22 protein-coding genes and 2 pseudogenes are annotated in these 25,779 nt (G+C 40.3%); 13 read left to right on the top strand and 11 right to left on the bottom strand.

All coding sequences use genetic code 11. The annotated features are described in order from the left end of the window. Positions 1-79 precede the first annotated feature (79 nt). Positions 80-2,650 (bottom strand): TonB-dependent receptor plug domain-containing protein, encoded by a 2,571-nt coding sequence (locus AC0VZ5_RS17220; protein ID WP_198522720.1) that lies wholly within the window; start codon positions 2,648-2,650, stop codon positions 80-82. A gap of 332 nt (positions 2,651-2,982) precedes the next feature. Then, positions 2,983-3,141 carry an oxidoreductase-like domain-containing protein gene (locus AC0VZ5_RS17215; RefSeq protein ID WP_138606804.1) on the bottom strand — a complete coding sequence of 53 codons (159 nt, stop codon included), beginning with the start codon at positions 3,139-3,141 and terminating at the stop codon, positions 2,983-2,985. A 103-nt stretch (positions 3,142-3,244) separates the two neighbouring features. Between AC0VZ5_RS17215 and AC0VZ5_RS17210 the strand changes: the two genes are divergently transcribed. Together AC0VZ5_RS17210 and AC0VZ5_RS17205 are read left to right on the top strand one after the other, a co-directional pair. Then, a complete protein-coding gene (locus AC0VZ5_RS17210; protein WP_198522719.1) occupies positions 3,245-3,667 on the top strand; it encodes a hypothetical protein in 423 nt (140 codons plus the stop codon). A gap of 83 nt (positions 3,668-3,750) precedes the next feature. After that, positions 3,751-5,112: a leucyl aminopeptidase family protein gene (locus tag AC0VZ5_RS17205; protein WP_198522718.1), complete on the top strand. Its 1,362-nt coding sequence runs from the start codon at positions 3,751-3,753 to the stop codon at positions 5,110-5,112. A 51-nt stretch (positions 5,113-5,163) separates the two neighbouring features. Here AC0VZ5_RS17205 and gloA2 read toward each other — a convergent pair whose 3' ends face one another. Next, positions 5,164-5,550, bottom strand: a complete 387-nt coding sequence (gene gloA2, locus AC0VZ5_RS17200; RefSeq protein WP_475475064.1) for an SMU1112c/YaeR family gloxylase I-like metalloprotein — start codon at positions 5,548-5,550, stop codon at positions 5,164-5,166. A gap of 82 nt (positions 5,551-5,632) precedes the next feature. Then, a complete protein-coding gene (locus AC0VZ5_RS17195; protein WP_010389122.1) occupies positions 5,633-6,712 on the bottom strand; it encodes a ketoacyl-ACP synthase III in 1,080 nt (359 codons plus the stop codon). A gap of 365 nt (positions 6,713-7,077) precedes the next feature. Between AC0VZ5_RS17195 and AC0VZ5_RS17190 the strand changes: the two genes are divergently transcribed. The 8 genes and pseudogenes from AC0VZ5_RS17190 to AC0VZ5_RS17155 all read left to right on the top strand — a co-directional run bounded on the left by AC0VZ5_RS17190 (position 7,078) and on the right by AC0VZ5_RS17155 (position 16,209). Beyond that, entirely contained in the window at positions 7,078-8,316 is a 1,239-nt protein-coding gene (locus AC0VZ5_RS17190) for a sensor histidine kinase (protein ID WP_475475063.1), read from the top strand. Beyond that, the gene (locus AC0VZ5_RS17185; RefSeq protein WP_475475062.1) at positions 8,313-8,840 is read left to right on the top strand and encodes a response regulator transcription factor; all 528 of its coding nucleotides are present in this window, start codon (positions 8,313-8,315) and stop codon (positions 8,838-8,840) included. Before AC0VZ5_RS17190 ends, AC0VZ5_RS17185 begins: the two co-directional genes overlap by 4 nt. A 27-nt stretch (positions 8,841-8,867) precedes the next feature. Beyond that, positions 8,868-9,291: pseudogene (locus AC0VZ5_RS17180) on the top strand (thiol-disulfide oxidoreductase DCC family protein). A 241-nt stretch (positions 9,292-9,532) separates the two neighbouring features. Continuing rightward, on the top strand, positions 9,533-11,326 hold the full coding sequence (locus tag AC0VZ5_RS17175) for a flavin monoamine oxidase family protein (protein ID WP_193156566.1): 1,794 nt from the start codon (positions 9,533-9,535) through the stop codon (positions 11,324-11,326). Then, complete coding sequence (locus tag AC0VZ5_RS17170; RefSeq protein ID WP_475475061.1) at positions 11,313-13,070, top strand: thiamine pyrophosphate-binding protein; 1,758 nt, start codon at positions 11,313-11,315, stop codon at positions 13,068-13,070. The genes AC0VZ5_RS17175 and AC0VZ5_RS17170 overlap by 14 nt, the downstream gene beginning before the upstream one ends. Further along, a complete protein-coding gene (locus AC0VZ5_RS17165; protein ID WP_475475060.1) occupies positions 13,067-14,785 on the top strand; it encodes an FAD-binding oxidoreductase in 1,719 nt (572 codons plus the stop codon). The genes AC0VZ5_RS17170 and AC0VZ5_RS17165 overlap by 4 nt, the downstream gene beginning before the upstream one ends. Before the next feature lie 267 nt (positions 14,786-15,052). Continuing rightward, positions 15,053-15,331 (top strand): peptidylprolyl isomerase, encoded by a 279-nt coding sequence (locus tag AC0VZ5_RS17160; protein ID WP_138606824.1) that lies wholly within the window; start codon positions 15,053-15,055, stop codon positions 15,329-15,331. Positions 15,332-15,402: 71 nt separating this feature from the next. Continuing rightward, positions 15,403-16,209: a type 2 periplasmic-binding domain-containing protein gene (locus tag AC0VZ5_RS17155; protein ID WP_198522713.1), complete on the top strand. Its 807-nt coding sequence runs from the start codon at positions 15,403-15,405 to the stop codon at positions 16,207-16,209. A gap of 26 nt (positions 16,210-16,235) precedes the next feature. Here the strand turns inward: AC0VZ5_RS17155 and AC0VZ5_RS17150 are convergent. After that, positions 16,236-16,376 (bottom strand): annotated as a pseudogene (locus AC0VZ5_RS17150) (thioredoxin family protein); the annotation flags it as partial. A gap of 227 nt (positions 16,377-16,603) precedes the next feature. Here AC0VZ5_RS17150 and AC0VZ5_RS17145 point away from each other — a divergent pair. Continuing rightward, positions 16,604-17,086 (top strand): hypothetical protein, encoded by a 483-nt coding sequence (locus AC0VZ5_RS17145; RefSeq protein WP_138606828.1) that lies wholly within the window; start codon positions 16,604-16,606, stop codon positions 17,084-17,086. 189 nt (positions 17,087-17,275) lie between these two features. On the opposite strand, the gene AC0VZ5_RS17140 is transcribed toward AC0VZ5_RS17145, so the two are convergent. The 5 genes from AC0VZ5_RS17140 to AC0VZ5_RS17120 all read right to left on the bottom strand — a co-directional run bounded on the left by AC0VZ5_RS17140 (position 17,276) and on the right by AC0VZ5_RS17120 (position 21,156). Beyond that, complete coding sequence (locus tag AC0VZ5_RS17140) at positions 17,276-17,935, bottom strand: DsbA family oxidoreductase (protein WP_138606830.1); 660 nt, start codon at positions 17,933-17,935, stop codon at positions 17,276-17,278. 121 nt (positions 17,936-18,056) lie between these two features. Continuing rightward, entirely contained in the window at positions 18,057-19,277 is a 1,221-nt protein-coding gene (locus AC0VZ5_RS17135; protein WP_475475059.1) for a M24 family metallopeptidase, read from the bottom strand. A gap of 138 nt (positions 19,278-19,415) precedes the next feature. Beyond that, on the bottom strand, positions 19,416-20,024 hold the full coding sequence (locus tag AC0VZ5_RS17130) for a flavin reductase family protein (protein ID WP_054201270.1): 609 nt from the start codon (positions 20,022-20,024) through the stop codon (positions 19,416-19,418). A gap of 11 nt (positions 20,025-20,035) precedes the next feature. Continuing rightward, on the bottom strand, positions 20,036-20,761 hold the full coding sequence (locus AC0VZ5_RS17125; RefSeq protein ID WP_198522710.1) for an SDR family NAD(P)-dependent oxidoreductase: 726 nt from the start codon (positions 20,759-20,761) through the stop codon (positions 20,036-20,038). Beyond that, a complete protein-coding gene (locus AC0VZ5_RS17120; protein ID WP_290170822.1) occupies positions 20,758-21,156 on the bottom strand; it encodes a thiol-disulfide oxidoreductase DCC family protein in 399 nt (132 codons plus the stop codon). Before AC0VZ5_RS17120 ends, AC0VZ5_RS17125 begins: the two co-directional genes overlap by 4 nt. Before the next feature lie 120 nt (positions 21,157-21,276). Here AC0VZ5_RS17120 and ppc point away from each other — a divergent pair, with 120 nt between their 5' ends. Beyond that, a complete protein-coding gene (ppc, locus tag AC0VZ5_RS17115; RefSeq protein ID WP_475475058.1) occupies positions 21,277-23,922 on the top strand; it encodes a phosphoenolpyruvate carboxylase in 2,646 nt (881 codons plus the stop codon). A 123-nt stretch (positions 23,923-24,045) separates the two neighbouring features. Then, a complete protein-coding gene (gene cdd / locus AC0VZ5_RS17110) occupies positions 24,046-24,975 on the top strand; it encodes a cytidine deaminase (RefSeq protein ID WP_475475057.1) in 930 nt (309 codons plus the stop codon). Here the strand turns inward: cdd and udp are convergent. Then, positions 24,964-25,719, bottom strand: coding sequence for a uridine phosphorylase (gene udp / locus AC0VZ5_RS17105; RefSeq protein ID WP_138606844.1), 756 nt, complete (start codon positions 25,717-25,719; stop codon positions 24,964-24,966). The two genes, cdd and udp, sit on opposite strands and share 12 nt — an antisense overlap. Positions 25,720-25,779: the final 60 nt, after the last annotated feature.

Genomic DNA, 25,779 nt, shown 5'->3' with positions numbered 1-25,779 from the left:
TGCGAGTAAATAGGCATCTTAGAGCCAATAAAAAGGCGAAATGCATTACACATTTCGCCTTTTTTGTTGTTAACACATTTTAGAAAGTATAGGTTGCTTTAGCGTAGTAAAAACCACCATTAATACCGTATGGAGAAGTTTCGTAGTACTTACCACCCCAATTGTTATTAGGTGCTACGGTAAAATCAAGTTTCTCTGCTTCTTGGTCCAGTAGGTTTTGTGCACCGACTGAGAAACTGATTGAGTCATTCATAAAGTAAGTTACTTCAACATCTAATGTTACTGCTGCATCAGCTATTTTAGCGGTTTCATCATAATCTACGTGAACACCTTGGTACTCACCAAAGTAGTTAAGACGAGAAAATGCTGAAAAGCTTTCCCATTGCTGTGCCCAGCTCAGTGTTGCGCGGTGATTAGGTAAGTCATTTTCAAGACGACTTACTTTAAACGCACCTGTGATATCACTTGAGCGTGTTACTTCTGTTTCATTCCAGTTGTACGCTAAGCTAAATGTAGAACTACCATTGAATAATTCAGCTGAGTAGTTAGCCACTAAGTCAACACCTTGAGTAGTGGTATCAAAGTCATTGGTAAAGAAACTAACTTGCGCTAAGTTTTGTACGTTAGGTACACCGGCAGCTTCGAGCGTGTCTTTATCAGCTTGACTAAGTTCAATTTTATCTGATTGGCTAATACGATCATCTACTTGGATGTTGTAGTAATCAACTGTTAAGAATAAATCGCCCATGGTGTATACCGCACCAAAGGTATAACTTTGAGACTCTTCTGGCTCAAGTTCAGTACCACCAAGTTGAATAGCAATTGGGTTAGTTGGTGGTAATAGCGCTGAGTCTACTAATACACCGCTGCTTAAGTTAGTTTGTACGTTACTAACATTCGCTTGGCCTACGGTAGGTGCACGAAAACCAGTACTAATTGAACCACGAATATTCAGATCATCAGTAAGGTGGTATTGACCCATTAACTTATAGTTAGTGGTTGAACCAAAGGTATCGTAATCTTCGTAGCGAAGCGCTAAGCCCATTAAGAACTCTTCAGTGAATGGCGCTTCAATATCAATGTAAGCTGCATAGTTTCGACGGTCGTATTCGCCTGCATCTGATGGTTTAAATCCAGGGAAACCGTTAGAACCAATACCAAAACCTTGATCAGTTAGTGGGCCAGCTATAAACGAAGCTTCATCGCCTGATACCACGGTAAAGGTTTCTTCATGCCACTCTAAACCACCGGCAATGTTTACATCGTAAGCTAAGTCAAAGTCAAAACCCTTTGAAATATCAAAATTAAAGTTTTTCTCTAATTGTTCATATTTACCTGGGCTAAAATCACGCGGGCTATCTGGACCCAACGATGCATTGATTGTGTCGTATATAAAGTAGCGAGATTCGTTATACCCTACAGTACCGCTTAGGTCATAGTAAGCGCCTTCTAAAAAGCCGCCAGTAAACTCACCTTTAGTACCAATAGTGAGTGACGTATCTGTGATATTACCACCAAAGTTTGGTGTAAAACCGCCCGGAAGCATTTCGTTAAATGCGAAACAATCAGGGTTGTTTGCTACGCCATTAATGTAGTCAGGGTTATCAAGAACGTTGTCATCAATCATGATTGTTGGACAATTACCGCTCATGTCGCCGGTTAAATCACCAACAAGGAGTGTTTCGCCACCATCGTTTGAGTATGCACCAGGGCGAGTATGCGGGTTACGGTAATAAAAACCACCACGTACATCACGCTCAGAATAGTTACCAAACATATAAAATTGTGAGTCATTAGTAAGCTCTAAGCCAACATTACCAAAGATAGAGATGTCGTCATCTACCTCTGGTGCACCCCATACTTGAGTGATCGGAGCAATGTCTGGTACTCCAGCCTTGATAAGTTGAGTTGCATCGTAGCGTTGAACTGAACGGCTGGTCGCATCGGCTGTTTTGTACTGAAAGCTTAAATTTGCAAAACCGCTATCGGTAAACGGTAAACCCACATTACCTGAAATTTGGGTTGTATCACCGTCGCCCTCGTAATATTGGCCTTTACGAACTTCAAATGACCCGCCTTCCGAGGCATCTTTAAGTTGGAAATTTAAAACCCCAGCAATCGCATCAGAACCATATTGTGCAGCGGCACCATCGCGAAGTACTTCTACTTGTTTCAATGCAATACTTGGAATAACTGAAATGTCGGCACCTTGCGCACCATCATTAATACCACCACCTAAAAAGGCAATAACTGAAGCGCGATGACGACGTTTGCCGTTAAGTAAAATTAATGTGCTATCTGAAGGTAGTCCGCGTAGGTTTGCAGGGCGCACTAGTGAAGCGGCATCACTAATTGGCATTGAGTGAACGTTTAAAGAAGGAATAGCCCCTTTTAACAGCTCTAGCATATCAGTATTACCTGATTTGCTAAGCTCTTCACCACCGATAATGTCGATAGGAACAGGTGAGTCACCAATAGATCGAGGCGCAGAGCGCGTACCAACTACGGCAATTTTTTCTACGTTTTTGTTTACTTTAACTTCGGTTTGCTCTTCTTGAGCAATTGCTGAACCAGAAACAAACAAGCCTGCGGCTGTTGTTGCTAGAGCAAATTTGATCGCCTGTTGAAGCGTATTGCTTTTTAATTTCATTCTAAATATCCCCAGTTAGAATTAATTTGTATAGTCTATTACTGACTTATTATTGTGGACATTTCACGTTCAATGGGGAGCAAATATAGCTAACTCACTCCTAAAAGCTTAATTAATTAAGCGCACCTCCTGTGAGTCCTCGAATAGACTATAGATAAAAAAACTAAAGAGGGCAATGGGTAATTAACCACTATTTAACAAGTTGAAACAAATGGTTTATCTAAAAATAACGCAGAGTTAATTGCAGCTAGGGCTAGAAAAGGAGGAAAAAACAGATATTGATACATAATGACTAACTAAATAAGTTAATTTAGTCATTTTATATTATTGAATTAAATTGATTTGCTGTTGATATTTTCACCATGATGTTTTTTCCACGCTGCCAGCTTTTCTTTATATTCATCCCACACACAAGGGCAGCAACTGCCTCCGCCACAGCATTCATCAGATTTTGGTCTTTCGGGTTTAGTGTCGGGGCGATTTTTTTGCATTTTTTATTACAAAAGTGGAAAAAAGGACACTTAGAATAAATGATTGAACAAAGCGTGTAAATTATTCTTTGTGAACTTAGAGCGCTGTGTGAGAATACAGGCTATGCGATTATATAAAGTCATTCATCGTGCCCCTTGGCGGGTTGCTAAAATTAGTAAAAAGCGACAGCAACTGCGTTTTCGCCGTGCTATGGTGGCGCTTAAAATAGCCCTTGCTCAAGAAAGGCAAGAAACCAAAGAGATGCTAATAACCTACAAGCGTTATACTCAAGGGCAAACAAACAAAGCAGAGCTAAAACGCGCCAATGAGCAGTTTGTTGATATATTAAAAGGGTTGGGGCTAGGCATTTTTGCGTTATTACCCTTTGCACCATTAACTATTCCATTGGTTGTTAAGCTAGGGCAGTTTGTGGGTGTTGATGTATTGCCGAGCTCTTTTAGTATGAATAAGACTATGAAAGAAATTGATCAAGAAATTACTCAACAAAACCAACAGCAAGACTCAACTCCTCCCGAAAAGAAGTAAGCTAGTTAGGGTATAATTAGCTATACCTTTTAATAGTGCTTATTGTTATGCTAGGGCATCAATTTCTATTATGTGAGTCATTAATGAGCGCTTTACTTTGTCATACCTCTTCAGGTATCCCTCTATCTTTTATTGTTAAAAATGAATTAACAGACTGGCTTACTCAGCAACCGAGCTTTGTGCAGCAGTGGCTTGCAAATACCGACTTTGAAAAGTCAGGACTGGCGTTAATACCAAACGCAGAAACGGGTGAACTAAGCCAAGTATTTTGTATTATGCAACGAGCTGATGATTTTTGGGCCGCTGGCGAGCTTGCAAGTAAATTACCTAAAGGCTGCTATCAAATTCAAGGTGATGAATCGTTAGTTTCTCAACTTGCTTTAGGGTTTGTGTTAGGTGGTTATGAGTTCAGTGAGTATAAACAAAAAGCCACAGCTAAAGCTCAGCTTGGCATTGCTGATAAAACATTATATGAACAAGTAAAACAACAAGCAGATGCAATTAATCTAGCCCGTGATTTAGTAAATACCCCCGCTGCCGATATGATGCCGCAGCACTTATCACAAGTAATGAGCGATTTAGCTGATACATTCGACGGCGAGTTTACCCAATGGGTAGGCGATGAGCTATTAGAACAAAATTATCCAACTATTCATATGGTAGGCCGTGCAAGTGAAAACAAACCGCGTTTACTCGATTTGAAGTGGGGGGCGGTTGATGCGCCACAAATTACATTAGTAGGTAAAGGTGTATGTTTTGACTCAGGTGGACTGGATTTAAAACCAAGTTCAGGCATGCGTAACATGAAAAAAGACATGGGTGGGGCCGCACATGTTATTGCCTTAGCTCAATTAATTATGGCCGCTAACTTACCAATACGTCTTCGGGTGTTAGTCCCTGCGGTTGAGAATGCCGTTTCGCGTAATGCATTTCGCCCAGGCGATGTAATAAAAACACGTAAAGGTATTATGGTCGAAATAGATAATACTGATGCAGAAGGGCGACTAGTTCTGTGTGATGCACTAAGCGAAGCACAAAACGATGATCCTGAATTAATTATTGATTTCGCTACTTTAACCGGTGCATGTCGTGTTGCTTTAGGAACAGAACTGCCAGGCTTTTTCTCAACGGAACGTGATGTAGCTAATGCGATTATGGACTCGGGTATGCAAGTTAACGACCCTGTTTGGCAATTGCCGTTATTCGAGCAATACACCCCATTTTTGAAAAGCGATGTGGCTGATATGACTAACTGTTCAAGTACGCCATTTGGTGGCGCAATTACCGCTGCGCTTTATTTGAAAGAGTTTGTAGAGCCAAATACACCATGGGTTCATTTTGATGTAATGGCATGGAACTTACGAGCATTACCAGGGCGCCCTGCAGGTGGTGAAGCTCTGGGCATTCGTGCAGTATTTACTTACCTACAAAATCGATTTAACTAACCTAGCTTGGGTTAACTAAATCAAACATACCTTGCCTTGAGTTATTTGATGTTAAAGCGCATATAACTCAAGGGGTAAACCATCTGGATCGGCAAAAAAGGTGAATTTTTTGCCGGTGTTTTTGTCCATTCTTATTTCTTCGACGATCACATTGTGTGACTCTAAATAATGTTTAGCAGTATTAATACACCCAACTTTAAATGCTAAATGTCTAAGTCCTTGTGCTTCGGGATAGCTTGGTCTACTTGGCGCATCATTAAACGAAAATAATTCTAACTGACTGCCATCAGGTAAAGCTAAATCGAGCTTATAAGACTTTCGCTCTGCTCGATAATGCTCATTAATAATTGAGAGCTTTAATATTTCACTATAAAAATGTTTAGAGCGTGGGTAGTTGCTACAAATGATGGCTACATGATGAATGCCTAGTAGTTGCATATACTTTCCTTAAAAAGCAAAAAGCGCACTGAAAGCAGTGCGCTGTTTATCAATACATATTTGCTTGGTGTAATATTAGCTTTTAGCTAGGCTCTGCGTCTTTACACGCTTTTACAGCCGGTGCAACAAGCTCTAAACCTGTTTTATCACACGGTGGAAGTTTAGCATCGCTAACAGCAATGGGGGTTACTCGCTCGCCCCATTTGATATAGCTTGCCGCCCACGTTAGGCCTGCTCCAAATGCAGCCGACATAATATTTGCATGCGGCTTAATTAAACCTTGCTCAACGGCCTCACACAGCGCAATGGCAATCGTTGCAGCAGAGGTATTACCGTATTCGCCAATGTTAACCATTACTTTACTGTCTTCAACCTTTAAACGGTTTTGAATTGCTTGAATAATGCGTAAGTTAGCTTGATGCGGAACTAGTACATCGATATCGTCTAACTTAAGGTTGGCTTGTTCAAGCACGTCGTCACAGGCTTCACTCATGCCTTTAACGGCACGTTTAAATATTTCACGGCCTTCAAATAAAAGGTCTGATGGGCCAATTGGCTCATATTTATTTAAATCACTGCCAAAATTAGTAATGTGTAAAATATCACGATCTTCGCTGTCACAGCCGGTTTTAGTTCCTAATAAGCCTGCAGGTGTTTCTGCTGCTTCAAGCACAACGGCACCGGCACCATCACCAAATAATACTGCGCTATCGCGTCGTGCCCAGTTTACGTACCACGTCATGCGCTCAGCGGCAATAACTACGGCTTTTTTGATCATACCGGCTTGAATTTGCGCTGTCGCAGCTTGTAAAGCATATAAAAAACCAGAACATGCTGCATTGGTGTCCATGGCTGCAGCGCCAGTGGCGCCAATATTTTTTTGTACTAATGAGGCAGTGTTTGCAACTACTGTTGAGGGGGTGCACGTTGCTAAAATAACTAAATCGATATCTTTTGCATCTACGCCAGCGCAAGCAATAGCATGTTTTGCAGCCACACTAGCAAGCTCGGCAGTACTTACATGGCTAACTCTACGGGCTTTGATACCGGTACGCGTGGTGATCCACTCATCGGTGGTATCTACAATTTCACTTATTTCGTCGTTACTGATGCTGGCTGGTGGAATGCATTTGCCCCAACCAGTGATATGTGCGTAAGGCATAGTGTGTTCTCTTAAAAGTGGTATGACGTGTTCGTCTAATGAATACGTTATAACAAAAATTAGCTATTAACTCTAGTTTATAGCAGCTATAGAGCTGTAATTACTGCTATTTTACCAATTGTTTGTTGTATTTTTAGTGAAAGGTTAATTGTAAGTTTTTACTTTGTAAATTAAATGAGTGTTTAGCTTAGGTGCTTTTTATAAGCTAGTCCACCACCTTCAACACTTGCTTAAAGCACTAGTGACGTATGCTTGAGTGCAGCTATGCGAGCGGATACTATAAGGCGGTTTAGTGTATAATAGGTGCAATAAAAAAAGCATGTTAATCATGAATAATGAAACCCAGTGTATCCAGGAATCCTATTGTGTTAATTAAAACCGACCCAGCTATTAGCCGATTATTAATGCTGCGCAGTGGTGCCATTGTTGTCCAGCTTATTGCGGTACTCAGTGTGTATTTTTTACTAGAACATCAAATTGCACTTATGCCGTTGTTAGGGGTTATTGCTGTTGAGGCGGTTTTTCAGTTAGCCAGTGTATTTGCCTACCGGCATGTAAGCCAAGCGAAGCCAATTGGCATGTTAATGCAACTGACCGCCGATGTGCTTTTTTTAACTATTTTGTTGTCTTTAAGTGGCGGTGCAACTAACGCATTTGTGTCGTTATTGTTGCTGCCCATTATGATAGCTGCAATCACATTAAGCGCTCGAGGGCTTGCCTATATTGCTGTATTGGCCATTGCCGCCTATAGCTTATTATTAATTAAAATGCCCGAACACAGTATGCACCAAATGAATATGAATGGTCATTTTATTGGTATGTGGGTTAATTTTGTTATAAGTGCTTGCGTAATTGCGTTAGTGATAGGGGCTATGAACCGCGCTTTGCAACAGCGTGAACGCACTATTGCCAAAGTTAGAGAAAAACAGTTGCGCAATGAACAACTAGTTACACTTGATGGCGCAGCCGCGCAAATTACTCATCAATTAGCAACCCCGATTGCTAATTTACAATTATTGTTTGAGGAGCTTTTAGAAGAGCATCCCAACAATGAAGTTATTCAGCAAATGCAAACGCCGCTATTACAATGCCGCACTCAGCTTAACGACTTTAGAAACCTCTCAATGCAGTTACGAGATAAAAACACGCAATCACCCATTAAAGCAGAGCAGTTGCAAAATCAAATTCATGATACGTTACTATTACAATACCCAAATCAACAAATAAACTGGCTTAACGAGGCACCTGAAGCCACATTACAAAGTGACGCTATGCTGTTACCTGCAATTTTAAATTTATTACAAAATGCAGTACTTGCTAATCAAAAACACGCCCAAGTGCAACTTGAACTAAGTTGGCAGCAACCTGACGCACAAAACATTGCGTTAATTATTCGTGATTTTGGTGCTGGCTTTTCATCCTCAGAGTTAGCAGAGTTAGGTGGGCAGTTAATGCCTAGTGAGCAAGGCATGGGGATCGCAGCTATGTTATCAAATGTGACATTTGAGCGGTTAAATGGCTCGTTAACGGTATATAATCACCCCGAAGGCGGAGCGGTTGCAAAGATAACGATGCCACTATTAACAGCAGAGACAAAAGCATGAAGCTACTTATTATTGAGGATGATATTAATTTAGCGACAACGTTGGCACGGCGGCTAACTAAGCACGGTTTTAATTGCGAGATCGCACATAATCACACTGATGCACTTCTAAGGGCTCGCCAGCAACAGCCTGATTGTATTTTATTAGACATGAAACTGGCTGATGAGAATGGACTGTCGCTTATTGCACCGCTGCGGCATTTACTAACTCATGCACATATTGTATTGCTGACTGGCTTTGCAAGTATAGCTACAGCCGTAGAGGCGATGCGTTTAGGTGCTAATGACTATTTAACTAAGCCTGTTGATATGGCAAGTTTATTAAAAGCACTTAAAGTTGAGGTGGCAAGTACGGCAGTAACTGAAATTTCTGAGGGGGTTATGTCGCCCGAGCGTTTAGAGTGGGAGCATATTCAACATGTTTTACACAGTAATAACGGTAATGTATCAATGACCGCTAGGCAGTTAAATATGCATAGGCGCACCTTGCAGCGTAAGCTACAAAAAAAGCCAGTGCAGCAGTAGTTTAGTACTTAATTTGTGGAAAGTTTTATGCGCGATGATTCCGCGACATTAATGCAAAATCAAAAAATTATTTTATTTGATGCGCAATGTAAGCTTTGCAGTGCTTGGTGTAATTTTATTATAGCTCACGATCCGAGAATTAAATTTAAATTGTGCAGCGTGCAATCGCCTAAAGGTGAGTTGTTGTTAATGCACTTTGGTTTTTTGACGAATGAATACGCCTCAATGGTGTTTATAGAAAATGGTAAAGCGTATACACAAAGTCATGCTTTTTTTTGAAGTAGTTAAGCAACTTGGTGATCCGTACAAGCTCGCAAATATATTTAGTGTTTTACCAAATAGGTTTAATAATTGGTCATACGATAAAATCGCTTTAAATCGTTATACATTATTTGGAAAGTATCAGTATTGTAGAATTCCCGCACCAAGCGACGCTGCGCATTATTTGTAACTTGGTTGTTATTGGCGCTGCCGCTAAGAATAGAATAACGTTGATATTTATCTTAACTTTTGTCAGATAAATTACAGCGAGTGTCTAGTTTATTTCACAGCTTATCTCATTTTCTAATACAAGAACCGTCGTTGCTAGATGTGGTTGGACAGATATTTGCCATCGAGTGTAATAAAGCGTAATAGAACTTTGTAGTCTTTATGGGTAACTTTAGCTTAATCTAGCTAAGGAAAAGACGACTATGAAAAACGAACTTGATATAGCAATTGTTGGTGGCGGTGTGTCTGGTGTTTACAGCGCGTGGAGGCTACAACAGCATGAAGGCAAAGAAAAGCGTATTGCGCTATTTGAATACAGTGACCGCATAGGCGGGCGTTTATATAGTAAAAAGTTACCAGGGTTACCAAATGTAGTTGCCGAGTTGGGGGGAATGCGCTTTATTCCTTCAGATCACGTTATGGTTAATGCATTAGTTAATGATTTGAACCTGAAAACGCAAAACTTCCCAATGGGTTCTTCCTTACCCATGTACCCTGATTCAAAAGATCCCGCTGTGAAAGATATAAAAGCGGGCAGTGAAAATAATCTCTTTTATTTGCGCGGTCAGTATTTTCGTTACCGAGATTTTGCGCAGTGCCCTGACAAAATACCTTATAAGTTAAACGCATCTGAACGCGGCTATGGGCCCGAGGATTTACAAGTTAAGGTGATGAACTTAATTTGTCCTGGTTTTGCTGACATGAGCTTGTGCGAGCAAATGAAAGTTAAAGTATTTGGCAAAGAGATCTGGAAGTATGGTTTTTGGAATCTACTTGAGCGAGTATTAAGTAACGAAGCCTATTTATTCATGAAAGAGGCGGGCGGGTACGATGCTAATGTTGCTAACGCAAGTGCGGTTACTCAGCTCCCAGCAACAGAATACAGTGATGACACTGAGTTTCTCACTCTCACAGATGGATTTCAGGCACTGCCATTAACGCTGTGTGCGCAGTTTAAAGCATTAAAAAGTTGTTTAGCCGAAGACGAAAAAGTACAAATGAATAAACGACTAGTAAAAATTAACTACCTGAATGATCCTGATTATCGATATGAATTAATATTTCAATCAACGTGTACAGATCAATTCGGCAAAACAATTGATGACGTAACCGTCACTGAGCAGGAAATTGTAAAAGCGAAACAACTAATTTTGGCAATGCCACGACGTTCATTAGAGCTTATCGAGTCGGAGTTTTTTGCTGATCCGTGGTTAAAAGAAAATATCCCTTCAGTACTTATACAAAAAGCGCTAAAAATGTTTATGGCTTACGAGCAGCCTTGGTGGCGAAGCTTAGGCCTAGTTGCAGGTCGTTCAGTGACCGACTTACCAATTAGGCAAACATATTATATGGGAACAGAGTGCGACCAAGCAGGCGGTTTACCAAATACAAACTCGTTATTGATGGCGTCATATAATGACATAGGCTCTATCCCCTATTGGAAAGGCTTAGAATCGGGTGAGTTATATTCTGGTTACACACCCAGCTATGGATGTGAAGGCTATACCCCACAAGAAATAGTCCCTAAAAGCCAATGCCAAATAACCACAGGTATGGTGGAAGCCGCGCATAGACAAATTGAAGCGCTTCATGAGCAAAAAGAATTGGCGATGCCGTATTCTGCCATTTACCAAGATTGGGGAGACGCCCCATATGGCGGAGGATGGCATGAATGGAAAGCAAATTACCGTTTAGATGAAATTATGTGTCGTATGCGCCACCCTGTTGAGAAAGAAAAGATTTATATTATTGGTGAGGCGTACTCATACGAGCAAGGTTGGGTTGAAGGTGCTTTAAATACCGCAGAATCAACACTCGAGGAATTTTTTGATTTACCCACACCATGCTGGCTAAAGCAACAACATAACTATTTACCCGTTGATTGTAATAAAGCCTGTAACGATAAAATTGAAAAAAAACAGCCTAATGCATGCAGTAAAACGCTAGACGAAGTAACAAAATTTGCATACGAAGGGATTAACCATGAGTACCAATAAATTTACAGTTGCTGACTATTTATTAACGCGCTTAAAAGAGCAAGGCCTAGATAAAATATTCCAAGTACCGGGTGACTATGTACAGGAGTTTATGAGCGCACTTGATAAGTTTGATGGTATTGATGCGGTTGGCGACATAACGGAGTTAGGTGCAGGTTATGCGGCCGAAGGTTATGCTCGTTACAAAGGGATTGGCGCAGTGTCTGTACAATATGGAGTCGGTACATTAAGTGTTATAAACGCAATTGCAGGGGCTTATGTTGAAAGAAATCCTATGGTGGTGATAACGGCCAGCCCATCAATTGATGATCGAAAAATTATCGCAGATACCGGCGCATTATTTCATCATTCAACGGGTAACTATAAATCAAACCAAACTATATTTGAAAGTGTTACCGTGGCAAGCGAAATACTGTCAGATCCTGAAACGGCTCCTCAAATTATCGATGCAGCGTTGGCGTGTGCAATAAAAGAAAAAAGGCCAATTTACTTAGAAGCTTGGCAAAATGTGTGGGGAGCAGAATGCCCGACTCCAGCGTACCCGCTTGTTATTACCGATACGTCCGTTGATTTAAATATGCAAAATGCATTACTACACGCGGCTATACAAAAGCTAGAAACTGCACAACAGCCAGTAATCATGCTTGGCATAGAAATAGCGAGATTAGGTTTACAAGATAAAGTAGAGAAGCTTTTAACTTCGCTTAATATTGCGTATACCACTACCACGTTAGCTAAATCGGTGATCAGCGAGCGAAGTGGAGTCGGTCACGATTTATTTGTAGGCACCTATGCAGGTGAAGCCTCATTACCTGCAACGTTCGATTATGTGTCGCAGTGCGATGCAATTTTAGCGCTTGGCGCTATTTTTACTGATGATTACCTCACTATGCTAACTAAGCAAGGCTCTGATCTAATAAGAGTTAATATGGATGGTGCGCTTGTTGGCAATAGTGATCACTTCATCCATACCAGCTTAACTGTGTTTATTAGCGAATTGACGGCATATTTTGAGCGATCAACTTCGTCTTTGAACTCAGTCTCTTTTAAGTTAAATACACCATTAAACACTGAGCTTGCTGATTTTCACAGCCAAATAAGCTACGAAAGCTTCTTTACTCTTTATCAACAAGAGTTAAACGGATCTCGTAGCTTAAAAGGTTACAACCTTATTTTAGGTGAAAGTTCATCACTTTATATGGCTGCAAGATTGATTGGCATAGAAAAAAGCCACTTTGTTAGTGATGCCGCGTGGGGATCATTGGGCCATGAAACCGGATGCTCTTTGGGTGTGTCACTTGCTAATGATAATCGCAGTATAGTTATTGCAGGTGATGGTGGTTTTATGATGATGTGTCAGACACTCTCAACACTGAGTCGTAATCACTGTAATACCGCTGTATTTGTAATGAGTAACGAGGTGTATGCCATTGAGCAATCATTTGTAGATATTTGCGCATTTACACCTGAGGGGAAATTTGCTCCTTTTGATGAATTACCTTCTTGGAACTACGAAGCATTAGCTCAAGCTTACGGTGTTAAATATTTAAATGTCAATTCGGTGGCGGATCTGCAAAATGCACTTAATATCTTATATGAAGATACGTCAACGCCTTACCTCATTAAAGTTGATATTGCACGTGATGATTTAGCGCCAGCAATCCAAACGCTTGCAGAATCAGTAACAGGTCAAAAACGTGACGAGTGTATATGTCACAAGGATAATAAAGAGGATATACGATGAATAACCCAAATACAGTTCATGAAGTTTCGCAGCTGCCGCACGAGCAACTTAAAAGCGCACAGAGCCTGATGTTAAACTATTGGAACAATACGCTTAAATTTGTTCAAGCACTTAAATCTTCGGGTTTTAAGGATGATCAGCTGCTAACTCAAGCATCACCCTCGGTGTCTGAAACTCCAGGTTTAACAGGGTATCAAGCACAGACTCTTATATTTAATACTCGTTTGCGATTCAATCCTGCAGTTATCGTAATGTGTGAATCAACAGAAAATGTAGCACAGGCTTACAAGCAAGCAATTAGCTTAAACTTACCAATCCGCGTTCGTTCTGGTGGGCACGATCACGAAGGGGAGTGTACCGGCACCGATGTGATTTTATTAGATTTGAGCCGATTAAAAGAGTTTAACGTTAAGAAAGTGAACGGTGACTATATTGCAAATATAGGCTCCGGTTATCGCTTTTTTCAGGTGGTACCAAAGCTTGCTGACAATAACCCGCCATTGACAATACCGCATGGTACATGCGCAACAGTCGGTTTGGCGGGTTTCATTCAAGGCGGAGGCTGGGGGCCATGGACTCGCAGTAAAGGAATGTGTTGTGAATCGCTGGTGGGGGCTACGGTTGTATTAGGCAACGGTGAAGTTATCGAAGTAAATGCTGAGGACGATATTGTTGATGCAAACGACCCATCCCATAAAAAACTATTATGGGCACTACGTGGTGGCGGGGCATTAAGCTACGGTATTGTTACCCACTTTAAAGTAAAAGCATTTGAGATCCCAGACGAGATCCATCGCTTTGTAATAAACTGGAATACTAATGACGAGCATGCGCAAGCTTTCTCTACGCTTGAGCTTTTATCGCAATGGGAAGACGTTATAAATAATGCAAGTACCGACAAGCTGGTAGGCACTAATTTAAAAATTAATGCTATTGCGGCTAACAGTCAAAACAAGCCTTTGTGCCACCCAAGTACCATGTACGGCTATTGGCAGGGAAGTTGGCAAGAGTTAGAACAATTTGTCTCAAACCACTTTCCAAATAGTACGCCAATACATCAAGGTACAGATACTAAAGCGAACTATAATAGTGCATTAATGGGAAATTGGTCACGAAACTCCCTTTTCGATGTATTAAAAAAGCAAAAGCGTTTAGGTAGTTTAGCTAATGCCGATGGCACGCCATTTACGCCTGATTTTGATGCACCAGCACCCCATAAATTAACCTCTAAGGTTGTAAAAGGTAGCGGTTTAACAAAAAACGGAAAAGAGCAGTTAATTAAAAGTTTAACGTCAGATCTGATTAATGCTAAGAGTAGTGATTTAGGTTTATTCAGCTACGTTACACTTGGTGCAATTGCAGGTCCTTTTTATAATGAAATAAGCGAAAAAGAAGCAAACGCCCGCGTTTCATTTCCTTATTCAAAATCGCATTACACTATTCAGTACCAAACATGGTGGAATGAGTCTGTTGAGTTAAAAGAACAAGGTCAAAATAATGAAGTCTACAATTACATTAATAGAGCAATGGATTGGATTGAGGTAAGCCGAGAGACCCAAATTGAAGGGACTGAAGGCGCATTTATTAGCTTTAAAGACAGTGCAATTCCTACAAAAGACTATTTTCTTGGCAGTTATGAGGATCTTATGAAGGTAAAAGAAAGGTATTCGCGTGACCCTGCTAACCACCTGAGGTCACGTAAAACGATTATTTAATTTGATTGTATTAAGCTTTTTTAAGCCATAAAAATCTAAGTTAGCTAAAATGTCATTTTTATTTTATTAAAAAGTAAAAATGGCATTTTTGATTGGATATATAGGGTCTAGTTAACCTGAACTCAGGTTAGTTTTTAACAGGGCAAATCTATAAATTGTTACAAGGCGTTTAGTAACTATAGCTATAGCATAAGTAGATGCTAGGTGTATGGGGCTGTGTTAAAATTGCTGCGTTTAATTTTAGCAAACGGTATAAAAGGTATTTTCATGGCAAATACAGCACACGCACTTCACATTTTGGTTAAGCACAAAGAGATTGCAGAAGACATCATTAAGCAATTAGGCAAAGGCGCAAAGTTTCAAACCTTAGCTAAAAAATATTCGTCTTGTCCGTCGGGCAAAAAGGGCGGAGATTTAGGCGAATTTAGACGCGGTCAAATGGTTCCACAGTTTGATAAAATTGCGTTTAAAGGCGAGATTTTAGAGCCACATTTGGTAAAAACAAAATTTGGTTGGCATGTGATTAAAGTACTTTATCGCACCTAAAAGCGTAATTCTAAGTTCCCGCTATACTTACTATTCCCCATTTTATAAATGCAAAGTAACTTGGAATGACTATGAAGTTATTTAATTTATGCTGCAGTGTTATCCTTATCACCCTGTCATCTTTTGCTTTGGGCAGCGAGCAAACTGTGACGCTAAAAATAGGAAAACCAAGCACACCTAATATGCCAAGAAACCACTATGTTTTGAGCTTATTAGAAAAAAGCTTTGCGCAGATGAATGTAAAACTCAATATTAGTTATAGTGTTGAGCCGATGAATACCAAACGAGTATTAGAAGAGCTAAAGCACGATGGGGCTATTAATTTTGCTTGGTTAAGTATGTCAAAAGAGCAAGCAAATAGCCTCGTACACACAACCTTTCCAATATACAACGGCTTGCACTCAAAACGTTTACTAATGATAAAACAAAGCCGGCTGGGCGAATTTTCAGATATAAAAACCCTTGAACAACTAAAGCCGTTTATAGCCTTACAAAAGCAAAGTTGGTCTGATTATTATGTATTAAAGAACAATGGCTTAACAGTTAATGGTGATTTGAGTTATGAAAGCATGTTAAAAGCGTTAGATGAAGGGCTTGGCGATTACTTTCCTCGTTCAGTAACTGCGATTAGAGCTGAAATACAAAAAAGCCCACAGTATAACTTTGTCGTTGAGCCGCATATTATGCTGCAGTATGATAACTTTTATTACTTTTATGCAAATGAAAAAAATAAAGCAATTATCGACTTACTACAGCAGGGCTTAACAAAGCTAGCCAAAAAAGGGGAGCTTGATGCACTCTATACGCAATTTTACCATGATGTTGAGGATGGGCTTGGTTTAAGTCAGCGAACAGTGTTTAAACTGAAACAGCGATAAGGTTATTATCGCTGTAAAACTGTTTGCTAATCTTGCTTGGCTTCTTCTTCATTTATTTGCTTAAGTGCTTGAATAAATGACTCACTCGGCTGCCCACCGGTAGGAGCATACTTATCGTTTATAATAAAAGTAGGTACTGAAGTAATACCCATTTGTTTAAAGTTATTTATTTGGAATATGAGAACGAAGATAGGTTGCAGACATATCATGAGATTAATAGCTATAGCCTTGGAACTAACTTGTATTTTACTGAAAAGAACATAAAAAATACTATAAACTTTAAACTCGATAGTGAAATCGACCAAAGATTTAAATTTAAGTCACTTACACATGTGGGGAACGCTTATAGCATACGAATGAAAGTGAGATTAAATTAATGCTAAAAAGAATGACATTGACTTTTGACCTTAAAAAGCTTTTTCGCTTACACCGCTGGACTTTAGCGGTAGCGGTTTATATCTTCATAATATGGTTCACCACGCCTGATACTTGGTCTCATCAAGAGACCTACTTTAGAGCTGTAACACTGCGCCAATTATCAATTATTCTCATACCGGTATTTATTACCTATTTTCTCGTTGATTTTTTTAAAAATAAACCGATTATTGTCGATTTAAATGAGCAGACATTGATTCAAGGTGAAAAGGTTATAGATTTAATTAAAGCAGACCATATCACGATTGTTGAAAAGCCCGTGATTAAATCAATTGAGATACACTTTTCTAAACATGGCTATTCTTTAGTTAAGATACCTGGATGGTTTATTGAAGATGTCACGCAGACTAGCTTGAATTTCTATCATTACGCTAAAAATACAGATAAAAAATTTAGTATATCCAGAAAAAGAACGAGTCCGTTAAAAGGCAGCATTATTTAATTTGCACCATAAGCAGATTTAATTTTGAAGTATCTAACTGTTAGGTACCTATAGAGAAGGCGTTCAAAGTTCAGTGTCAGATTAAATTCTTAAATATTATGCACGTTGTTTAAACGCTTCTTAAAAAATACTAACTGAGATAAATAAGGGCTGCGATGTGCAGCCTTTTTTGGTTTTAAACTTTATTTTTTAAGTGTCTTGCTTGGCTTCTTCTTCATTTATTTGCTTAAGCGCTTGAATAAATGACTCACTCGGCTGCCCACCGGTAAGCGCATACTTATCATTTATAATGAAAGTAGGCACTGAAGTAATACCCATTTGCTTAAAGTTATTTTGCTCTTCGCGAACCGCTTGTACGTATTTATCTGAGTGTAAAATATCACGGGCTGTGTCTTTGTTAAGGCCGACTTTTTCTACCACATCCAGTAATGCATCTTCTTGATTTAAATATTTTAAATCGGTGAAGTGTGCTTCAAAAAACGCCAATTTCAGCTCAGTTTGCTTGCCCTCTTCACGAGCCCACATTAGCAAGCGGTGTAGATCAAAGCTGTTGATCATGATGCGTTTACCGTCAAAATTAAAGGTAAACCCAGCTCGTTCACCCGCATCCGCCATGTTTTGACGATTTCGCGCGCTTTCTTCTTCGGTTAAACTGTATTTTTGCTGCAAGTGCTCGTTTAAGTCTTGCCCTTCAAGTGGCATATCTGGATTAAGCTCAAAAGGGTGCCATGTAATATCCGCACTCATTTCTTCTTTTAATTCTGCCAATGCGGTCTCTAAGTTCTTGTAACCGATAATACACCACGGGCACATTACATCTGAGACGATATCAATTTTAAAGTTTTTCATAGGGATCCTTGAAGGATTGCTTAGTAATAACAATGGATATTGGGATGAAGTCTACTTTATCAATCATTGGACATAAAAAGAGCAGCCAAGGTGCAGCTCTTTTTATTAAATGATTCATATATTAGCTGTTTAAGCCAAATGGGTCATCAATGCTATGACTCGGTTGAGTAAACCAGCGCGGACCATCATCTGTCATGTAAAAGTGATCTTCTAATCTCACCCCAAACTCATCTGGAATAACTAGCATGGGTTCGTTACTAAAACACATGCCAGTGGCAAGCGGGGTTTTATCACCGCCAACTAAATATGGCCATTCGTGAATGTCTAAACCAATACCATGGCCTGTACGATGTGGGCAACCTGGTGTTTGATACTCAGGTCCTAAATTTTGTGCTGCTAAGTAGCTGCGAGCTGCTTCGTCAACCGATTCACAGGTTTCGCCAAGGGCTGCTTGATTAAAAGCTGCTAACTGTGCCGCTTTTTCAAAATCCCAAAACAGTCGTTGTCGGCTGGTTGCTTCACCAAACACATAAGTACGCGTAATATCAGAAAGGTAATCGTGCACTTTACATCCAGTATCGATGAGCACCATGTCGCCTTTTTTCAAAATTTGTGGGTCTTTTACGCCATGTGGGAATGAGGTGGCAAGGCCAAACAATACAATACAGAAGTAATCACCTGGGGCTCCTACTTTTTGATGGGCTTTTTTTATAAATTCTTCGACTTCTACGGTGCTAATTCCTTCATAAAGCATGCTCGCTGTAGCCTTATGAACCGCCAAAGTCATATCCATGGCACATTGCATTAATGCTAATTCATTGACTGATTTATGCATTCGACAATGTGCGGTTACAGGTTGTGCGTTAACTAGTTTTAACCCTGAACTGGCTTTATTGATGCCATCAAAAATAAAAAACTGTGCGCTTTCATCAATACCAACGGTAGCGGTGTCGCTAATATTGAGCTGCTTAAGCACTTTAACACATAGCTCAAATGGGTTTTCATGCTCTTGCCAGCCGTGTATTGGGCCATCAATAACCTTAAAGCCATTTAAAGAGCCAATTTCAAAATGTGGAGCAATGTATTGCACATCACCTACGGCAGGTAAAATAGCGCCAACAAGTCGTTCACTGGCATACCATTTCATTCCGGTGAAATAAGTTAAGTTGGTACCTGCGTTTAAATAAATGGCATCAATGTTGTGCGCTTGCATATAGGCTTGTGCTTTGGCCATACGCGCTAAATACTCATCGGCCTGAATTGGCGTTACTGAGTGAGTCATATTACTTAAACTAGCAAGTGCTTGCTCGGGTGTGTGAGTACCAATACCAACTGTCGTCATATATTTCTCCTACAAAATTTTGCATAGTGTGTAGGTTTAACAGTTTAAATTCAAACTAATTGCGATTAGTGAACAAGGGGCTCAAAAAAAGGGGGGGAGTTATCAAGTCGCTTATTTGGAGGACTTGATAACCTCGGGCTATTTTTTTGCATAGGGTAAGCGAGTGAGCTTATTTGCCGTGTGGTAACTATCTAAACCGGTTACTGCAACTGTATCAATGGCTTGTAAATCTAAAAAACCATCACTTTGGAGTGCTGATTCATCCACATATACATCCATTATTTCACCAATAACCAGCTCGGTGCCATTAACAGCTAAATGTTGATTCTCTACAAATTTTACCGCGTATTTAAGTCGACTTTGTGCAACAAAGGGAGCGTTAAACTCATTTAAGTATTCTGTTTTTAACCCCGTTGCATCAAACTCAGATTCATCTTTAGCGTAACGTGCCGAGGTTTGGTGCGCTTGCTGGTAAATGTCACTATTTACTTGATTAATAGTGTAAACGCCTGTTTCTATAATATTTTCAAATGTATGCCTTGGTACACTGTGTGGGCGCATTATCATGCCTACAAGGGGCGGGTGGGCGCCTAAATGAATAACCGAACTAACGATGGCTAGATTGGTATTACCTTGCTCATCCTGTGTGCCAATTAAGTTAGCACTTTTAAACCCTGACAATGAATTTATAAAATGCGTACGTGTGTGCTTTTCAAGCGCGGCTATGCGGTCTTTGGAAAAATGCATGTGTTAATTCCTTACCATTTTATGGTGTTTCCTTGCCAATCTAGGTAGACAGGTTCGTTGTTAAGTTCTAATTGTGGATTTTCGTAAGTAAATTTAAATAATTGCTGGGCAACAAACTCAGGGGTAAACAGTTTATCTGCAGGAACATTTTTCTGAAATGGCTTAGAAAGCTGTGTATCTGTAGTACCTGGGTGAAATAAAATCAGTTTAGTATTTTTAGCGCGACGAGCAAGCTCAATGGCGGCTGTTTTAAATAACATATTAAGTGCTGATTTTGATGCGCGATAGGTATACCAACCACCTAATTTATTGTCGTTAATACTACCTACACGAGCGCTCAGAGCGGTAATTGTGCAGTGAGTTTTGTGGTTAAGCAGCGGCACTATACTTTGTAAACATAGCAGGGGTACAAGCGTATTAGAGTGCATAAGCTGCATAAAATAATCACTGTTGATTTCTTCAAGCTTTTTTTCTGGCATGTGCTGGTCGTTGTGTAATTGACCATTAAATATAATCACTTGAGCTATATCTACTTGCTGGGATTTTAACGACTCGGTTAGCTCGTTTAGGCTTTGCGCTGAATAGTCGCTCTGAAAATAGGTTACGTTTATATCGCTGTGATTAATGTTCGATGAGCTGACACAAATAATATTAAATTGTGTTGCTTGTTGGTTTAAGTGATTAACGTAAGATTGGGCAATGGCGCTACTGGCACCAAATAAAATCACTGTTTTCATTTTTCACCTTTGCTTTTGATATTACATTGACCTGAGTTGCACTGTGCATTAGGCATTAAAAAACGACTAATTTGATGACGGTATTTTGCAAAGAAAGTATAAGCATGATCGGCAAAAAAACGAATGACGGGCAAACGAATAATTTTAAGCCAAGGATATTTGCCAACAGTACGCCAAGCTTGATAAGTCACATCTAAGCCGTAAATCATCTGCCCATTATCAGTTTGGGCATGCAGTATATTCATGGCGTATTGCTTATTGATTGCGGGAAAACGCGCATTAAAGTTATCAGCATTTAAATCTTCAAGTGTAACTTTATGATCAACATCGGCACGTTTTAAATGCTGCATCTCTGCATTGCAAAGGGGGCAATTACCATCGTAAAAAATGATCATGTCATCGCTTTGTGTTTATTTTACATATGCTTTTTTACGACATGCAGGTGCAAATGGATCTATTAAATAAGTAAACATAATGATATTAATAGGTCTCAAAGAAACAAAGGAGAGCTAAAAATGAGTGAACAATATGCCGCCTTGCGAGGTAATGTAAATTTACTTGGGCAATTATTAGGACAAACTATTAAAGATGCTCAAGGACAAGATATTTTAGATAAAGTAGAAGAGATTCGGGCTTTATCAAAATCATCTCGCAGTGGTAATGAAGCTGATCGTAAAGCGCTTATAGATGTACTACATGCGCTTAGTGATGAAGAGCTTTTACCGGTTGCCCGTTCATTTAATCATTTTTTAAACTTAGCGAATGTTGCAGAGCAGTTTCACACTGTATCACGTTTTAATGATGTTGGTTTTTGCCAACTAAACCCTCTCACTCAAACATTAAAAACGTTAGCAGCAAAGGCCGAACAAGGTCAGCTTAATCATAATCATTTAGCTGATACCCTCTCAAAACTCCACATAAACTTAGTACTAACAGCACACCCAACCGAGGTGACTCGTCGTACTATTATTAATAAACATGTTGAACTTAGCGATTGTTTAGCATCGCTTGAGCGTACCGACAATCTTGCGCAAGAACGCGAAGCAATATTAAACCGTATTGCGCAGTTAATTAGCCAAGCATGGCATACGGACGATATTCGTCGTTCACGCCCAAGCCCTGTAGATGAGGCTAAATGGGGCTACGCAGTCATTGAAAACAGTTTATGGGAAGCTGTGCCACGTTTTCTACGTGAGTTTAGCCAGCATGTAAAACAGCATTTAAGCTTAGAGTTGCCAGCAGATTACAGCCCGATAGAATTTACTTCTTGGATGGGGGGAGATCGTGATGGTAACCCGTTTGTAACCGCCGAAGTAACCAAGCAAGTGCTCGACCATGGCCGTTGGATGGCACTGGATTTATACCAGCGTGATTTAGAAACGCTCTGTGCTGAACTTTCTATGTCGGATGCCAGCGATGAGCTCATTAAATTGGCTGGGCAAGAGTTTGAACCGTACCGTGCTGTTTTGAAAGATGTTAAAAACCAAGTTGCAGAAACGGTGATGCATTTAAGCGCTAAAATTAAAAATAAGCGCACTGAATCTCAAGATTTAATCACCGATATTAATCAAATTAAGCACCCTATTGAGGCATGTTATCGCTCTTTATTAAAGTGCAACATGCAAGTAGTGGCCAATGGCTTACTACTGGATATGATTCACCGAGTAAATAGCTTTGGACTGCGTTTGGCAAAACTAGACGTGCGCCAAGATTCGTCGAGACACAGTGATGTATTTTCTGAGCTAACTCGTTACTTAGGTATTGGCGACTACAACCAATGGCAAGAGCAAGATAAGCAGGCTTTTTTACTTGCTGAGCTTAATTCTCGTCGTCCGCTTATTCCTAAGCATTGGCAACCTAGCCCTGAAGTGCAAGAGGTGCTCGACACCTTTGATGTTATTGCGCAGCAAGATGCAAAAACCTTTGGTTTATATATTATTTCTATGGCCCGAACAGCTTCTGATATTTTAGCGGTGCAGTTATTACTTAAAGAGTCAGGCTGCGGTTTTGAACTACCCGTGGCGCCATTATTCGAGACCTTGGATGATTTAAACGATGGTCATAATGTTATTACTACATTGCTTAATAATGAGTGGTACCGAGGTCATATTAAAAATACTCAAAATGTGATGATTGGTTATTCAGACTCAGCCAAAGATGCGGGTATGATGGCTGCTGGCTGGGCACAATATGAGGCAATGGACAAGTTAGTGCAACTGGCGGATGAACGCGGTATTGAGCTGGTTTTATTTCATGGTCGTGGAGGCACGGTTGGTCGAGGCGGTGCACCTGCTGCACAAGCCTTGCATTCGCAGCCACCGGGTTCACTCAAAGGGGGCCTTAGGGTGACAGAGCAAGGCGAAATGATCCGCTTTAAATTTGGCTTACCCAATGTGGCATTGCAAAGCTTAAATATATACGCGGGTGCGGTGCTGCAAAGTAACTTATTACCACCGCCAGAGCCCAAAGATGAATGGCGCGAAGTTATGGCATTAATTAGTGATGTATCGTGTGAGCACTACCGCAATGTTGTACGCCACGATGAAAACTTTGTACCTTACTTCAGAATGGCAACACCAGAATTGGAGCTATCTAAATTGCCATTAGGTTCAAGGCCAGCTAAACGTAATCCTAATGGTGGGGTAGAGAGCTTACGCGCAATTCCGTGGATATTTGCGTGGAGTCAAAATCGTTTAATGTTACCTGCATGGTTAGGCGCATTAAGCGGACTTAAAGCAGCGCTTGAAAAATATGGGATTGAAACCCTAAGCGAAATGAGTTTGCAATGGCCTTTCTTTCGAGCTCGTTTAGAAATGCTAGAAATGGTATTTAGTAAAGCGGATAGCTGGTTAAGTGAGCACTACGATAATGCGCTGGTGGAAGACATGTATAAACCTTTAGGTGTTGCCTTACGTGAGGAATTAGCTGAGGCGATAACCTTAGTGCAATCATTGAGCCCGCAAAAAAGTCTATTAGCCGATCAACCTTGGATCAAAGAGTCTATTGGGCTTAGAAATCCGTACACCGACCCACTGAACGTGTTACAGGTTGAGTTATTACGTCGCTCTCGTGACGATGATAAAGGTAATGAAAGCGATATAGATAATGCCTTAATGATCACCATGACGGGGATTGCAGCGGGTATGCGAAATACAGGTTAATTTTTATTTTAGTAAAACAAAAAAGGGAACACGCGACGTGTTCCCTTTTTTTACGTTGAATAGGCTGGTATTTAGTTTGCCAACCTTTTACACTACTTAGCCATTGAACAAATAAAAACTATTATGGCTTCAGCAACTTTTAAAGTGCAACATAATACAGCACTTAGCAATTCACACATCTCATTAAACGTAGCGCAAACGCAAGCACTACGTAGTCAATTAAAAACTCAACGCGGTATTTTACATTCAAGCGATATTAAAGCGCTTTGCACCGAACTTAATGTCAGCGAATATACATTATTGCAAGGCTTGGTGCCGTTGGCTTCTGAGTTTTCGGTTGCACCTATTTCCAAGTTTCATGTCGGCGCAATTGTAAAAGGGCTCGACTCACAAGGACATACTACTTTTTACTTTGGTGCCAATGCTGAGTTTGATCATCAAGCACTTAGTTTAGTGGTGCATGGTGAGCAATCAGCAATTAATAATGCGTGGTTAAATGGCGCTAAGAAAGTGCTAAAAATAGCCATTAGTGATGCACCATGTGGGTATTGCCGTCAGTTTATGAATGAACTGGCGGATGCCAGAGAGCTTGATATTTTACTGCCAGCACAAAATTTTAAATTAGCAGAGCTGTTACCGTATTCATTTGGGCCAACAGATTTAGGCAATGAGCACAGCTTATTTAACCCAGTAGAGCAAACTAAGCGCTTTGAAGAGACAAAGCTTGATGACAAGCTGCTGAGTTTTGCTTTAGCGGCTTATGTTCCATACAGTCAAAATTACAGTGCGGTAAAAATAAGCACCTTTGAAAATGGTGACTTTTATGGCAGTTATGCTGAAAATGCAGCGTATAGCCCAAGTTTATCGCCACTGCAAAGCGCAGTGAGTCAGCTATTTTTAGCAGGATTAAGCTTTGATAAACAAACAGTAAAATCAATTACTTTGTTAGAAACTACTGGTCACGAAAACCAATCAGGGGTAGCAAAAGCCGTGTTAGCAAGCTTTACTGGCTTGCCAACACTTGAGGTTATTAGCGCAACATTAACCAAGTAATACTTTAGCGGCTTCAAGTACCACGGCAACAGATTTTTTCTCAATCTCGCCGTGGTCCACGTTAGGTATTTCTTGACGTGTTCTATTTACTAATACACCAGCAACACAAGCAGCTTGTAAACCAAGCGCGGCACACATGGTAAATAAAGTGGCCGATTCCATTTCGTAGTTCATTACGCCCAATTTTTGCCATTCTTCACAGCTACCTTGTAGTGACTTAGGTACGTAGCCAGAGTGTGTATCGTAGCGCTCTTGACCTGGGTAGAAGGTGTCGCTCGAAGCGGTTATACCAATATGGAAATCGATATTAAGGTTTTCACAGGCTTTTACCATGGCTTGAGTGGCAAAAAAATCAGATACGGCAGGGTAGCATAGCGGGGCAAAATGCTGACTCGCACCATCTAAGCGAACCGAAGCTTGGCTAATTAGAATATCGCCTTCATTAATGTGCGGTTGAATAGCACCTGTTGTGCCAATGCGAAGAAAGCTTCGTACGCCAAGTTGTGCCAGTTCTTCAACGGCAATTGACGTTGAAGGGCCGCCGATACCAGTCGAACATATTACTACAGAGTGACCGTTTAATTGGCCTAAATAAATGTGAAACTCACGCGTTTGAGCAAGGCAGGTAGGATTATCTAAGAACTGTGAAATACGTGCTGCACGATCTGGATCGCCTGGAACTATAGCTAGTTTTGCACCTTTTAAGTCATCAATACACAGTCCTAAGTGAAATACCTTTTCCATAACTAAGCCTTTTTAATAAAAATTGTTGTCAATTTACCATGATTACGAGAAATGAAAATT

This window comes from Pseudoalteromonas sp. QJM3NY_12 (assembly GCF_056173165.1).
This window is presented reverse-complemented; position numbering and strand designations above follow the sequence as displayed.

Coding starts and splice junctions, on each gene's coding strand:
- AC0VZ5_RS17215 (WP_138606804.1), bottom strand. CDS start 3,141: ATGCAAAAAAATCGCCCCGACACTAAACCCGAAAGACCAAAATCTGAT.
- AC0VZ5_RS17125 (WP_198522710.1), bottom strand. CDS start 20,761: ATGAAAACAGTGATTTTATTTGGTGCCAGTAGCGCCATTGCCCAATCT.
- gloA2 (WP_475475064.1), bottom strand. CDS start 5,550: ATGCAACTACTAGGCATTCATCATGTAGCCATCATTTGTAGCAACTAC.
- udp (WP_138606844.1), bottom strand. CDS start 25,719: ATGGAAAAGGTATTTCACTTAGGACTGTGTATTGATGACTTAAAAGGT.
- AC0VZ5_RS17120 (WP_290170822.1), bottom strand. CDS start 21,156: ATGATCATTTTTTACGATGGTAATTGCCCCCTTTGCAATGCAGAGATG.
- AC0VZ5_RS17175 (WP_193156566.1), top strand. CDS start 9,533: ATGAAAAACGAACTTGATATAGCAATTGTTGGTGGCGGTGTGTCTGGT.
- AC0VZ5_RS17210 (WP_198522719.1), top strand. CDS start 3,245: ATGCGATTATATAAAGTCATTCATCGTGCCCCTTGGCGGGTTGCTAAA.
- AC0VZ5_RS17220 (WP_198522720.1), bottom strand. CDS start 2,650: ATGAAATTAAAAAGCAATACGCTTCAACAGGCGATCAAATTTGCTCTA.
- AC0VZ5_RS17185 (WP_475475062.1), top strand. CDS start 8,313: ATGAAGCTACTTATTATTGAGGATGATATTAATTTAGCGACAACGTTG.
- AC0VZ5_RS17140 (WP_138606830.1), bottom strand. CDS start 17,935: ATGAAAAACTTTAAAATTGATATCGTCTCAGATGTAATGTGCCCGTGG.
- AC0VZ5_RS17155 (WP_198522713.1), top strand. CDS start 15,403: ATGAAGTTATTTAATTTATGCTGCAGTGTTATCCTTATCACCCTGTCA.
- AC0VZ5_RS17160 (WP_138606824.1), top strand. CDS start 15,053: ATGGCAAATACAGCACACGCACTTCACATTTTGGTTAAGCACAAAGAG.
- cdd (WP_475475057.1), top strand. CDS start 24,046: ATGGCTTCAGCAACTTTTAAAGTGCAACATAATACAGCACTTAGCAAT.
- AC0VZ5_RS17165 (WP_475475060.1), top strand. CDS start 13,067: ATGAATAACCCAAATACAGTTCATGAAGTTTCGCAGCTGCCGCACGAG.
- AC0VZ5_RS17195 (WP_010389122.1), bottom strand. CDS start 6,712: ATGCCTTACGCACATATCACTGGTTGGGGCAAATGCATTCCACCAGCC.
- AC0VZ5_RS17135 (WP_475475059.1), bottom strand. CDS start 19,277: ATGACGACAGTTGGTATTGGTACTCACACACCCGAGCAAGCACTTGCT.
- ppc (WP_475475058.1), top strand. CDS start 21,277: ATGAGTGAACAATATGCCGCCTTGCGAGGTAATGTAAATTTACTTGGG.
- AC0VZ5_RS17130 (WP_054201270.1), bottom strand. CDS start 20,024: ATGCATTTTTCCAAAGACCGCATAGCCGCGCTTGAAAAGCACACACGT.
- AC0VZ5_RS17205 (WP_198522718.1), top strand. CDS start 3,751: ATGAGCGCTTTACTTTGTCATACCTCTTCAGGTATCCCTCTATCTTTT.
- AC0VZ5_RS17170 (WP_475475061.1), top strand. CDS start 11,313: ATGAGTACCAATAAATTTACAGTTGCTGACTATTTATTAACGCGCTTA.